The organism is Brevundimonas sp. Leaf280 (genome assembly GCF_001422455.1).
Taxonomy (GTDB): domain Bacteria; phylum Pseudomonadota; class Alphaproteobacteria; order Caulobacterales; family Caulobacteraceae; genus Brevundimonas.
On sequence record NZ_LMNC01000002.1, the window covers coordinates 1 to 12,155 of the forward strand.

A 12,155-nucleotide genomic window follows, 5' to 3' on the forward strand; every position below is an offset into this window, starting at 1 on the left:
ATGGCCAAGGAAAAGTTCGAACGGACGAAGCCGCACTGCAACATCGGCACGATTGGTCACGTTGACCACGGCAAGACGACGTTGACGGCTGCGATCACGATGACGCTGGCGAAGGCCGGCGGCGCGAAGGCGATGAACTACGCCGACATCGACGCTGCGCCGGAAGAGAAGGCGCGCGGCATCACGATCAACACCGCGCACGTGGAATATGAGACGGCCAACCGTCACTACGCCCACGTCGACTGCCCCGGCCACGCCGACTATGTGAAGAACATGATCACCGGCGCCGCGCAGATGGACGGCGCGATCCTGGTGGTGTCGGCCGCTGACGGCCCGATGCCGCAGACCCGCGAGCACATCCTGCTGGCCCGTCAGGTCGGCGTGCCGGCCCTGGTGGTCTTCATGAACAAGGTCGACCTGGTCGACGACGAAGAGCTGCTCGAGCTGGTCGAGATGGAAGTGCGCGAGCTGCTGAGCTCGTACCAGTTCCCCGGCGACGACATTCCGATCACCAAGGGTTCGGCCAAGGCCGCGACCGACGGCGTGAACCCGGAAATCGGCGAACAGCGCGTTCTGGCCCTGATGGAAACCGTCGACGCCTACATCCCGCAGCCGGAGCGTCCGGTCGACCTGCCGTTCCTGATGCCGGTCGAAGACGTGTTCTCGATCTCGGGCCGCGGCACCGTGGTCACGGGCCGCGTCGAGAAGGGCATCGTCAAGGTCGGTGAGGAAGTCGAGATCGTCGGCATCCGTCCGGTCCAGAAGACGACCTGCACGGGCGTGGAAATGTTCCGCAAGCTGCTGGACCAAGGTCAAGCGGGCGACAACGTCGGCGTGCTGCTGCGCGGCACCAAGCGTGAAGACGTCGAGCGCGGCCAAGTGCTGTGCAAGCCGGGCTCCATCACCCCGCACACCAAGTTCCTGGCCGAAGCCTACATCCTGACCAAGGAAGAAGGCGGTCGTCACACCCCGTTCTTCACGAACTATCGCCCGCAGTTCTACTTCCGCACGACGGACGTGACCGGCATCGTTCACCTGAAGGAAGGCGTCGAGATGATCATGCCGGGCGACAACGCCGAGCTGAACGTCGAGCTGATCACCCCGATCGCGATGGACCAGGGCCTGCGCTTCGCCATCCGTGAAGGCGGCCGCACCGTCGGCGCCGGCGTCGTCGCCAAGATCGTCGAGTAAGAAGACNCCCCCGATCGCGATGGACCAGGGCCTGCGCTTCGCCATCCGTGAAGGCGGCCGCACCGTCGGCGCCGGCGTCGTCGCCAAGATCGTCGAGTAAGAAGACGTCCTTTTGGCCTAACGCGCTCACGCGCTGCTTGAGGCCGGTTGGATACAGAGTAGCGTAACAGAACGGCCCCCGGAGCAATCCGGGGGCCGTTTTGCTGTGGGTGAGCCACAGGCGCCCGCAACGGGCCTGCTGTTCAGGCGTTAGGTTCGTCTGCCCAACAGCCAAGGTTCACGATGCGTCTGATCTCGTTGCTTGCGTGCCTTGTCGCCCTGTCGGCTTGCGCCACCCATCCCGGCAAGGTCGATCAGGTCCGTTTCGCTAAGGATGCCGAGTCGGTGTTGGCGACGACGGAAGCCGGGACGCTGGGCGGCGTCGATGGGGCGGGGACGCGAGCGTTCCTCGGCGTGCCGTTCGCGGCGCCGCCGGTCGGCGATCTGCGTTGGCGCGCGCCGCAACCGGTTGAGGCCTGGCAGGGCGTTCGGGACGCGACGCGGATCAGCTCGGACTGCACCCAGGCGATCGGGCGTCGCTCGATTCTGGGCGGCGGCGGCGGGTTCGTCGTCGGGTCCGAGGACTGTCTGTATCTGAACATCTATGCGCCGGGCGGAGACGCGGCCGAGGCTCGGCCGGTGATGGTCTATATTCCCGGCGGCGCCTTCACCGTGGGGGCGGGCGCCAACTACGATCCGTCGAAACTGGCGCGCGAGCAGGGGCGGGTGGTCGTGACGATGAACTATCGGCTCGGCGCGCTGGGCTGGCTGGCGCATCCGGGGTTTCAGGCGACCGGCGAAGGCTTTGGCGGAAACTTCGGCCTGATGGATCAGCAGGCCGCGCTGAAGTGGGTGCATCGGAACATCGCGGCCTTCGGCGGCGACCCGGCCGACGTCACCCTTTTCGCCGAAAGCGCGGGGGCGTGGACGGCCTGTTACCTGATGGCGTCGCCGCAGTCGGAGGGGCTTTATCAGCGGGTCATCATGCAGAGCGGCGGATGTCTTGAGCCGTCGTCCTTGGTCAGTGCGCAGGATGCGGCCCAGTCGGGGCCGATGTTCGCCGAAAGGCTGGGCTGCACCGGCGACGATCAGATTGCTTGTCTGAAAGCGCTTCCGGCCTGGCGGCTGTCGCGGGCGGCGTCATTAAGGGCGGGGATCAACGGGCCGGGATCATGGGGGCCGGTGCATACGGACGCCACTGTGCCGGAAAACCCGGCGGTCGCGATCCGCGAGGGGCGGTTCACGCGCGTGCCCGTCCTCGTCGGGACGAACCTCGATGAGGGGCGGCTGTTCGCTAACGAGGTGCAGGACATGGATCGCTATCAAAAGGAGACGATCTGGATGTATGGCGACCAGGGCGCGCGGGTGCTGGCGCGCTATCCGGTGGGAGAGGACGGCCCCGCCTATGCCATCGCCACCAACTTCACGGATCAGAGGTTCGCCTGTCCGTCACAGGCCTTGCGGCGACTGCTGGCCCAGCATGTGCCGGTGTGGGGCTATGAGTTCGCGGATCGCAGGGCGCCGTTTGTCTTGCCGGATCGGATCGTCGGTCTGGATTTAGGCGCCTATCACGCCAGCGAACTGGCCTATGTGTTCGGCACGCGCTGGGTGTTTGCTGATCCCAAGCGGTTCACGCCTGAGCAGAAGGCGCTGTCGGAGCGGATGCAGAGGCTGTGGGCGACATTCGGCCGTTCGGCCTTCGCCGCCGAATGGCCCCGCGTCGAGGGTGCGGGGCCGGTGCGGGTGTTCAAGCCAGACGGCGATGTCATGGACAACGGCTTCTTCGAGCGCCACCACTGCGACTTCTGGGACGGGACGCCGTTCGGCGCCGTCCACTAGATAAAGCGGACGGTGACGCCCGGCTTGACCTTGTCGGCCAGCATCCAGGCGTCCCAGTTGGTCAGGCGCACACAGCCATGCGAGGCCGTCTTGCCGACCAGATGCGGGTCTGGCGTGCCGTGGATGCCGTAGCTGGGCTTGTTCAGATCGATCCAGACGACGCCCACCGGATTGTTTGGGCCGGGTTTGACGACGACCTTCTTCTTGCCGTCGCCATAGCTGAGTTTCGACGGGTCGTAGGTATAGTCCGGGTTTCGAGCCACGCCGTTGACCTTGACCGTGCCAGTCGGGGTCGGGTTGTCGCCGCTGCCGATGGTGGCCGGGAAGTAGGCGATCAGCTTGCCATCGGCGCCGAACGCTTTGACCGAGCCTTCGCTCTTGTCGACGTCGATGTGGTCCACGTCGGCAGGCAGGGGCGCGCTGTTGACGGCGGGGACAAGCAGGCCTTGGCCGACGCGGTTGAAGTCGGCGCCGGGGTTCATGGCGCGCAGCAAGGCCTCGGTGATGTGGAAACGTTCGGCCAAGGCCTCGACGATATTGGCGTAACCCATGTGCGCCGCCTGACCCTGAGCCTCCAACTCAGTGGGCACGACGCCGAGGTAGGGTCCGGCGATGTCCTGCTGGGTGATGGTGTAGGTGGTGGTCACAGCGCCCGGTCCGGCGGCGGCGCGCAGTCGGCCGAGCACGTCAGCGTTCAACTCGCCGTTTACGGTCATGCCGTTGGCTTCCTGAAACGCCGAAATCGCCTGACGCATGTTCGACCCGGCCAGGCCGTCGATCGCGCCGGGCGAGAAGCGGGCGCGCTCCAGAAGCACCTGGGCGCGGATCAGGGCGGGCTGCGGCTGCTGCTGGGCGGCGTTCGGGGCGGCTGGCTGGCCGTCTTGCGCGGCGGGCGGCGGCGAATAGGCGGTGTTTTCGATGGCGTCTCGAGAGAGAGGGCCGGTTTGGCCCACTTGCGCGGCCTCGGCCGTCTGCGCCGCTGGGGCGGCTGTGTTCTCTTCCTTCGGCGAACAGGCCCCCAGAGAGAGAACAGCGAGTGCGGCGAGGTAGGCGGGACGGTTCATAAGAGACTTTCGAGGTGGTGAGTGCAGGCGGTCGGTGTTCAGTTGGGTTCGCCGGTCGCGGGGTCGGTTTCGGTTTCGCCGGAGTTGGACGAGTCCTTCGAACCCTTGGGCTCGGTCGCCGGGCGCGGCGGCTGGCCGTCGCCGTCCGGCCGCAGGTTTTCGTTTTCGACGGCTTTGCTGTCAGGGCGTTGATCGGTCATGGTCTTCTCCTTGGGTCACTCAAACGCGCCAGGGCGACCGCGGCTCCGTCAACGCGCGTTCACCATGCCGGTGAACCCTGATGAAACGCGCATAGGGCAGGGTGCAGTCTGGAATGGACCTTGCTGCGCAGGGCCCTAAGAGGATGCGTATGGCCGGAATGCTGCAGGTCGAGATCATGGACGCGGCGGCGATGGATGCTGCCGCCGTCGCCCTGTGGCGTGCGTGGACGGCTGGCAATCCCGTTCTGGCCAGCCCCTATTTCCGCTGGGACTATGCCGAGATCGCTTCGCGAGTCTGCCCCGGCGCTGCGATCGCCGTGTTCCGACGGGACGGTGAGATCGTCGGCTTCTTCCCGCATCAGCGACGCGGCGGGGCGGTGCAGCCGCTGGGCGCGCCCATGAACGACTATCACGGCGTGATCGCCCCGGCGGACGAGACGATCACGCTGGAAGACGTGGCGCGGCTGTTGAAAGCCAAGCGGCTGAACGTGCCCGGCTGGATCGGCACGGGCGAAACGGGCCAGACGCGCGAGACGGTGCAGGTGGCCATGCCCGAGGCGGGCTATGACGACTGGTACGCCGAGCGTCGCAAGACCTTCGGCAAATACTTCAAGGACAAGGAGCGGGCGCGCCGCAGCCTGGAGGCCGAGCTGGGGCCGATCCGGGTGGAGCGGGGTCTCAGAGATCCGGCGCTGCTGGATCATCTGATCGCGCTGAAGGCGGCGCAGTATCGGCGCTCGGGCCTTCATGACATCTTCGCCTGCGGCTGGACGCGGGATCTGCTCCACGCTCTGATGAGCGAGCCGCGAGAAGGATTCGGCGCTTCGATGGCGGCCATGCATGCAGGCGACAAGCTGGTGGCGATCGAGTTCTCGCTGCACGCCGGGCGGCATTACCATTTCTGGTTCCCTGCCTATGAGCCGACGCTGGCGCGGTGTTCGCCGGGCATCCTGCTGAGCATGGACACCATGCGGCTGGCGGCGGCCGAGGGCTTCCGGGTGTTCGACTTCGGCTTCGAGGGCGAGACCTACAAGAAGTATTTCGTCAACGCGCGCCAGACCGTGCGCGAAGCCGTGGTGATGCAGCCGGGCGTGACCCAGGCGCTGAGCGACTTCACGGTGGCGGCGCTGAACAGGGCGGGCGGACGCGGCGAGGCGGTGCGGGCGTCCCTGCGTCGGCGCTGGGCCACGATCGAAGCCTGCGAGGCGACGCCCGTCGGGCGGCTGAGGGGCGCGGCGGTCGCCGCACGATCGGCTGTCCAGAAGGCAGCTGCGAAGAAGAAGACGCCGGCGCGCGTCGCCCACGTTTGAGGACATCGGCATGACCCAACGTCGCACACGCTATCCGGGCCCGATCGCCGAGGCCAAGACCCACGCCCACACCCTGATCGAGCAAGGGTTCGCCGAGGACGCGGCGCTGGCCTCCGTGTTGGATCGCTATCCGGCCGAGCTGTTCGACATCAACCTGTATGACTACGACGACGAGGGGCAGGTGTCCTTGCGCACCGGCGCGCGGGGGCGGCTGTCGGGCGAGGAGCTGCTGGAGGCGATCAAACAGGGTCGGCTGTGGGTCAATCTGCGCGGGGTCGAGACGGGCTGGCCCGAGCTGTGGGCGGCGGCGATGAAGGATTTCGCCGCGATCCAGGCGACCTATCCGGGGATGCGGGCGGTGCGGAATGCCGGGCAGTTGATCCTGTCGTCGCCCAAGGCGCGCGTGCCCTATCATTTCGACGCGGCGGGCGTGGTGCTGTTCCATCTTCGTGGGCGCAAGCGGCTGTTCGTGTATCCCGGCGACGAGGGGCATCTGCCCGAGCGAAACATGGAACAGGTGGTCGCGCGCCAGACGACCGAAGAACTGCCTTACACGCTGGCGTTCGAACAGGACGCGCAGGTCATGGATCTGGAGCCAGGCCGCGCCCTGACCTGGCCGCTGTATGCGCCGCACCGGGTGGAGAATCTGGACCGCTTCTGCGTCAGCCTGTCGATGGATTTCCAGACCTGGCCGTCGCGGTTCAGGAACGGGGCGCTGTTCACCAATGCAGTGATCCGCAGCCGGGGCGGGCGGCCGCGCTTCACCGACGGCATGACGACGCCGGAGCTGGCGGCGCGCTGGGCCGCGTCGCTGGCGCTGAAGAAGGCGGGCGCGATGAAGAGCAAGATCGCCAACTTCGAGCGCGACTTCGAGCCGGAGATCGGCGCGGCTGACGGCGCGGGCGCGCTGAACGCGACGTCATGAGCTCGGGGCGTTAATTCGAGTTCATGACCTCGAGTTAAAATGACTTGGGCGCGGGCGGCGCGCACCTTCTTCTCACATTCGGGAAGGGAACACCGCTCATGAAAACCGCACTGATCGCCGCCGCCGCCGTCGCCACCCTGACCGGGTTTGTCGCGGCGCCCGCTTCGGCCGCCGAGGTCGAGATCCGCAACGCCGTCGCCCGTGTGGTGGTCATCGTCGAGGATCGTCAGGATATCGGGGTTGAGGTCACGCAAGGCCAGACGCGCTTGCCGGCCATCCAGGTTCGCCGCGACGGCAATGACGTCAAGATCGACGGCGGCCTGCGCCGTAACGGCATGTGGGGCGGCAACAGCGCCATTCGCGGCTGCAACTCCGGCCGCAGTGATGCGGGCCAGCCGGGGCAGGGCGCGACCGTTGAGGTGCGCGACCTGGGGCGGATTCGCCTGGAAGACGCGCCGCTGATCGTCGTGCGCACGCCCCGCGCGGTGGATGTCAGCGCCAGCGGCGCGGTCTTCGGCTCGGTCGGACGCGGCGCGCGATCGGTCGAGTTGGACAACGGCGGCTGCGGCAACTGGAACGTGGCCAATGTGGACGGCGATCTGGAACTGGGACTCGGCGGCTCGGGCGCGATCCGCGCGGGCACGTCTCGATCGCTGAACGCCAGCGTCGGCGGGTCTGGCTCCATCTCGGCCGGAGCGACCGGAGCCCTGAAGGCGGCCGTCGGCGGATCGGGCAATGTCGAGGTGGCCAGCGCCGGCGGACGCAGTGAACTGTCCATCGGCGGCTCGGGCGGTGTGAATGTGCGGCAGGGCCGAATGGACAAGCTGTCGGTCGCCATCGGCGGATCGGGCGATGTTCGCTACGGCGGCGCAACGCGCGACCTGGACGTGGCGATCGCCGGATCGGGCAGCGTCCGCGTCGCCTCGGCCACGGGATCGGTTTCTCGCTCCGTCGTCGGATCGGGAACCCTGCAGATCGGGCAGTAAGACCCGAGCGCCGAGAAGGCCTCCGGTCGTGGAACCCCGGGGGTCTTTTCCGGCCCAACAAAAAGCCCCGGCGGATCGCTCCGCCGGGGCTCTTCGCACGGCTCAGGTCCGAGACGCTTAGAAGACGCTCAGGACGCTGGAGATGGCCGAGACGCCCAGGTTGGCGCCGGCGCGGTCACGCGCTTGCAGACCGCCGCCGAACGAATAGCGCAGGCCGACCGACCAGGTGTCGACGTCCAGCGAATCGATGTCGGCGCGGGTGTAGGCGGCGCCCAGCGAGAACGGGGTGTTCTCGAATTCGTATTCGGCGCCCACGCCGTAGGTCCAGGCGTCGGTGTCGCCGCCCGAGAAGTCGACGTTGTTGTAGGCGACGCCGGCGTTCAGGCGCAGGTTCGGCATGACGTAGAAGGCGGCGTCGGCGCCGACGGTCCAGATGTCGGCGTCCACGTTGTCAGCGGTCGTGTAGGCGACTTGGCCGGTCAGGGTGGCGTTCGACAGATACTTCTGAGCTTCAGCGCCCACGGTCCAGATCGGCTCATTGCCGCTGCCGATGCCGTTGGCGGCGACGAAGGCGCCGGCGCGGACGTCGGAGGACCACATCTTGGTCAGGTGAGCGGCGGCGGCGCCGGTGACGTCTTCTTCGCCAAAGGCCTTGGTGTAGTCGATCGCGCCGTTCAGGGTCACGGTCCAGTCCTGGGCCGGCAGGGCGACCGAGCCGTCAACGGTCCAGACGTCGGCGTCAACGTCGTCGCCGGCGATTTCGATCGACGGGTTGGAATAGGTCACGCCGACCGAACCGATGGCGTCTTGGGCGAAGGCCGGGGCGGCGAACAGGGCGGCGGCGGCGGCCGTGGCGAGGAGGATCGTCTTCATTTTTCTTTTGTCCTTAGCGGTCTGCACCCGGATGGGGGTCCGGGGAGGGGCGCTGCTATCAGCCTAGGACGAAGCGGAGCAATAAACCGGCGTTCGATTGGCTTAGGATGGCAAGGTTGTTGCGCAACAGCCACGCGTTGCGGCCAGAATGTGTCACGACTTGGCGATCTGTGGGGCAAGTCGTCAAGCGCGCGCCGCAGCCGCGCTCATGCACTATAAAGAGGCGTCCGACGCCGCCGATGCCGCCGACGAATGTCTCGTGGCGCCGAGCACAGGCGTGGGCGAAGACCGCGTCGAAATCCTGTGTCAGCCCGGGTTTGCGCGCTTGACGAAATCAGAATCGATAGGCATAAGCCACCACTCTTGTTGGACCGGCTGTGCAGCTCGCTGCAAACGCGGTTCGCAAGAACGACCTAAGTCACTGTTCTTTGCAGCTTCTTGGGATATCAACGGCCTTCGCGGGCAACTGCGTGGGCCGATCGTTTTTGCGGATTTGCGTTCCCTGAGGGCTTTTTGCCCGAAGGCCTTCGGTCTTTGAAATGGTTCACAGGGACGCGGTCCTCCGACCGCATTGGAAGTAAGCACCGATATGGATCAAAGCATCCGCATCAGGCTCAAGGCCTTTGATCACCGCGTCCTCGATTTTTCGACGCGCGAGATCGTTAATACCGCCAAGCGCACCGGCGCGACCGTTCGCGGTCCGATTCCGCTGCCGACCCTGATCGAGAAGTTCACCGTGAACCGCTCTCCGCACGTCGATAAGAAGTCGCGTGAGCAGTTTGAAATCCGCACGCACAAACGCGTGCTCGACATCGTCGACCCCACCCCGCAGACCGTGGACGCGCTCATGAAGCTCGACCTGTCCGCCGGCGTGGACGTCGAGATCAAGATTTAAAGTAGAAAGAGGCGGGATCCGATGCGCACGGGCGTGATCGCCAAGAAGCTGGGCATGACCCGCGTGTTCGCCGATGACGGCGCGCACGTACCGGTCACTGTGCTGCAGCTCGACGGCTGCCAAGTCGTCGGCCAACGTACCCAGGAGCGTGACGGCTACGTCGCTCTCCAGCTGGGCGCTGGCACGAAGAAGGCTAAGAACACCAACAAGGCTCAACGCGAGACCTTCGCCAAGGCGGAAGTCGAACCGAAAGCCTATGTGACCGAGTTCCGCGTCGATGCGGACGGTCTGCTGGACGTGGGCGCCGAACTGTCGGCCGAACACTTCCTGGTGGGCCAGAAGGTCGACATCCAGGGCGAGACCATCGGTAAGGGTTTCGCCGGCGCCATGAAGCGCTGGAACTTCGGCGGCCTTCGCGCCACCCACGGCGTTTCGGTCTCGCACCGTTCGCACGGTTCGACGGGTAACCGTCAGGACCCGGGTCGCACGTTCCCCGGCAAGAAGATGGCCGGCCACTACGGCACCGAAACCGTCACCACCCAGAACCTGACCGTCGTCCGCGTGGACGCCGAGCGTGGCCTGATCCTGATCAAGGGCGCTGTCCCCGGTCACGACGGCAGCTACGTTAAGGTTCGCGACGCCATCAAGAAGGCTCGCCCGGCCGACGCTCCGTTCCCCGGCGCGCTGAAGTCGAGCAAGTCTGCTGCTCAACCCGCCTCGACCCCGGCTGAAGAAGCCCCCGTCGAAGCGACCGAAGGCGGTGAAGCGTAATGAAACTCTCTGTCATCCAACTCGACGGCAAGGCTGCTGGCGACGTGGAACTGTCGGACGCCGTCTTCGGCATCTCCGACATCCGCGGCGACATCCTGGCCCGCACCGTCAACTGGCAACTGGCCAAGCGCCGCGCCGGTACGCACAAGGTTCAAACCCGCAACGAGAACTCTCGTACGGGTAAGAAGATGTACAAGCAAAAGGGCACCGGCGGGGCTCGTCACGGTTCGCGCCGTGCACCGCAGTTCGTCGGCGGTTCGCGCGCCTTCGGCCCGATCGTTCGCGATCACGGCTTCTCGCTGCCGAAGAAGATTCGCGCCCTGGCTCTGCGTCACGCCCTGTCCTCCAAGGCCAAGTCGGGCGACCTGATCGTGGTCGACACCGTCTCGGTGAAGGAAGCCAAGACCGCTTCGCTGCGTGAAACGCTCGGCAAGCTGGGCTGGACCAAGGCTCTGATCATCGCGGGTCCCGAAGTCGATACGAACTTCGGCCTGGCCGCACGCAACATCCCGCACATCGACGTGCTGCCGAACGCCGGCCTGAACGTCTATGACATCCTGCGGGCTGACAAGCTGGTGCTGACGAAGGCCGCCATTGAGGCCATCGAAGCCCGCTTCAGCGATAAGGAAGCCGCGTAATGGCCGCTCAACCTACCGCCAAGCACTACGACACCATCCTGGCTCCGGTGATCACCGAAAAGGCCACGATCCTGTCCGAGCAGAACAAGGTCGTCTTCCGCGTCGCCGACACAGCGACCAAGGACGAGATCGCCGCTGCGGTCGAAAGCCTGTTCAAAGTCAACGTCCTGAAGGTCAACACCCTGGTTCAAAAGGGCAAGACCAAGCGCTTCCGGGGTATCCTGGGTCGCCGGGTCGACATCAAAAAAGCGATCGTGACGCTGGCTGACGGCCAGTCGATCGACGTCACCACGGGGCTCTGATCAGATGGCCTTGAAACATTACAATCCGACCTCGCCGGGCCGTCGCGCCCTCGTGCTGGTTGACCGTTCGGAACTCCACAAGGGCCGTCCGGAAAAGTCGCTGACCGAAGGCCTGACCAAGTCGGGCGGACGCGGGCAGGGCGGTCGCATCGCGGTCCGCTTCCGTGGCGGCGGCGCCAAGACCCTGTACCGCAAGATCGACTTCAAGCGTCGCAAGTGGGACATGGTCGGCACGGTCGAGCGTCTGGAATACGATCCGAACCGCACGGCCTTCATCGCGCTCGTGACCTACGAGGACGGTGAAAAGACCTACATCATCGCGCCGCAACGCCTTAAGGCGGGCGACACGATCGTCGCGGGCGAAAAGACCGACGTGAAGCCGGGCAACGCCATGCCGCTCCGTTCGATGCCGGTGGGTACGATCATCCACAACATCGAAATGAAGCCGGGCAAGGGCGCCCAGCTGGCCCGTTCGGCCGGCGCCTACGCCCAGCTGGTCGGTCGCGATCAGGGCTATGCCCAGATCCGTCTCGGCTCGGGCGAACTGCGTATGGTCCTGGACGGCTGCATCGCCACGGTGGGCGCGGTTTCGAACCCCGACCACATGAACCAGAACCTGGGCAAGGCCGGTCGCAAGCGTCACATGGGCTGGCGTCCGCACGTTCGCGGCGTCGCCATGAACCCGATCGACCACCCGCACGGTGGTGGTGAAGGCCGGACCTCTGGTGGTCGTACCCCCGTCACCCCGTGGGGTAAGGACACCAAGGGCACTCGTACCCGCAAGAACAAGGCTACGGACAAGTACATTATCCGTACCCGCCACGTTAAGAAGGCTCGCTAAGAATGGCCCGCTCCTCCTGGAAAGGCCCGTTTGTCGACGGGTATCTGCTCAAGAAGGCCGACGCCGTTCAATCGTCGGGTCGCAAGGACGTGATCAAGACCTGGTCGCGCCGCTCCACCATCCTGCCGCAGTTCGTCGGTCTGACGTTCGGCGTCCATAACGGTCAGAAGCACGTGCCCGTGTCGGTCTCGGAAGAGATGGTCGGCATGAAGCTCGGCGAGTTCGCCCCGACCCGGAACTTCCCGGGTCACGCGGCGGACAAGAAGGCCAAAAGGAAGTAA

General features: G+C 65.9%; 14 protein-coding genes and 1 pseudogene. 12 read left to right on the forward strand and 3 right to left on the reverse strand.

Annotated features, from left to right (window positions below; genetic code table 11):
* From tuf to ASF31_RS03450, 3 genes and pseudogenes are all read left to right on the forward strand, one after another.
* Positions 1-1,191: elongation factor Tu (tuf, locus tag ASF31_RS03445; RefSeq protein WP_055753383.1), on the forward strand; the 1,191-nt coding region annotated here is incomplete at its 5' end.
* Positions 1,192-1,198: 7 nt separating this feature from the next.
* Positions 1,199-1,291 (forward strand): annotated as a pseudogene (locus ASF31_RS14910) (hypothetical protein); the annotation flags it as partial.
* A 182-nt stretch (positions 1,292-1,473) separates the two neighbouring features.
* The gene (locus tag ASF31_RS03450) at positions 1,474-3,069 is read left to right on the forward strand and encodes a carboxylesterase/lipase family protein (RefSeq protein ID WP_055753384.1); all 1,596 of its coding nucleotides are present in this window, start codon (positions 1,474-1,476) and stop codon (positions 3,067-3,069) included.
* Here the strand turns inward: ASF31_RS03450 and ASF31_RS03455 are convergent.
* Complete coding sequence (locus ASF31_RS03455) at positions 3,066-4,133, reverse strand: L,D-transpeptidase (RefSeq protein WP_055753385.1); 1,068 nt, start codon at positions 4,131-4,133, stop codon at positions 3,066-3,068. The two genes, ASF31_RS03450 and ASF31_RS03455, sit on opposite strands and share 4 nt — an antisense overlap.
* A gap of 38 nt (positions 4,134-4,171) precedes the next feature.
* Positions 4,172-4,333 carry a hypothetical protein gene (locus tag ASF31_RS14610; protein WP_200918562.1) on the reverse strand — a complete coding sequence of 54 codons (162 nt, stop codon included), beginning with the start codon at positions 4,331-4,333 and terminating at the stop codon, positions 4,172-4,174.
* A 143-nt stretch (positions 4,334-4,476) separates the two neighbouring features.
* Here ASF31_RS14610 and ASF31_RS03460 point away from each other — a divergent pair, with 143 nt between their 5' ends.
* From ASF31_RS03460 to ASF31_RS03470, 3 genes are all read left to right on the forward strand, one after another.
* A complete protein-coding gene (locus ASF31_RS03460; RefSeq protein ID WP_235551240.1) occupies positions 4,477-5,643 on the forward strand; it encodes a GNAT family N-acetyltransferase in 1,167 nt (388 codons plus the stop codon).
* Between the two features lie 10 nt (positions 5,644-5,653).
* Positions 5,654-6,568: a hypothetical protein gene (locus tag ASF31_RS03465; RefSeq protein WP_055753387.1), complete on the forward strand. Its 915-nt coding sequence runs from the start codon at positions 5,654-5,656 to the stop codon at positions 6,566-6,568.
* Between the two features lie 98 nt (positions 6,569-6,666).
* The gene (locus tag ASF31_RS03470; protein WP_055753388.1) at positions 6,667-7,554 is read left to right on the forward strand and encodes a GIN domain-containing protein; all 888 of its coding nucleotides are present in this window, start codon (positions 6,667-6,669) and stop codon (positions 7,552-7,554) included.
* 117 nt (positions 7,555-7,671) lie between these two features.
* Here ASF31_RS03470 and ASF31_RS03475 read toward each other — a convergent pair whose 3' ends face one another.
* Positions 7,672-8,427, reverse strand: coding sequence for a porin (locus ASF31_RS03475; protein WP_055753389.1), 756 nt, complete (start codon positions 8,425-8,427; stop codon positions 7,672-7,674).
* A 589-nt stretch (positions 8,428-9,016) separates the two neighbouring features.
* Between ASF31_RS03475 and rpsJ the strand changes: the two genes are divergently transcribed.
* The 6 genes from rpsJ to rpsS are packed head-to-tail and all read left to right on the forward strand — an operon-like array spanning position 9,017 to position 12,155.
* A complete protein-coding gene (gene rpsJ, locus ASF31_RS03480) occupies positions 9,017-9,322 on the forward strand; it encodes a 30S ribosomal protein S10 (protein ID WP_003164367.1) in 306 nt (101 codons plus the stop codon).
* 21 nt (positions 9,323-9,343) lie between these two features.
* Complete coding sequence (gene rplC, locus ASF31_RS03485) at positions 9,344-10,093, forward strand: 50S ribosomal protein L3 (RefSeq protein WP_055753390.1); 750 nt, start codon at positions 9,344-9,346, stop codon at positions 10,091-10,093.
* On the forward strand, positions 10,093-10,731 hold the full coding sequence (rplD, locus tag ASF31_RS03490; RefSeq protein WP_017506058.1) for a 50S ribosomal protein L4: 639 nt from the start codon (positions 10,093-10,095) through the stop codon (positions 10,729-10,731). Before rplC ends, rplD begins: the two co-directional genes overlap by 1 nt.
* Positions 10,731-11,033, forward strand: coding sequence for a 50S ribosomal protein L23 (locus ASF31_RS03495; protein WP_008260292.1), 303 nt, complete (start codon positions 10,731-10,733; stop codon positions 11,031-11,033). Before rplD ends, ASF31_RS03495 begins: the two co-directional genes overlap by 1 nt.
* A gap of 4 nt (positions 11,034-11,037) precedes the next feature.
* Positions 11,038-11,874 (forward strand): 50S ribosomal protein L2, encoded by an 837-nt coding sequence (gene rplB / locus ASF31_RS03500; protein WP_055753391.1) that lies wholly within the window; start codon positions 11,038-11,040, stop codon positions 11,872-11,874.
* A 2-nt stretch (positions 11,875-11,876) separates the two neighbouring features.
* Positions 11,877-12,155 carry a 30S ribosomal protein S19 gene (rpsS, locus tag ASF31_RS03505; RefSeq protein ID WP_017506055.1) on the forward strand — a complete coding sequence of 93 codons (279 nt, stop codon included), beginning with the start codon at positions 11,877-11,879 and terminating at the stop codon, positions 12,153-12,155.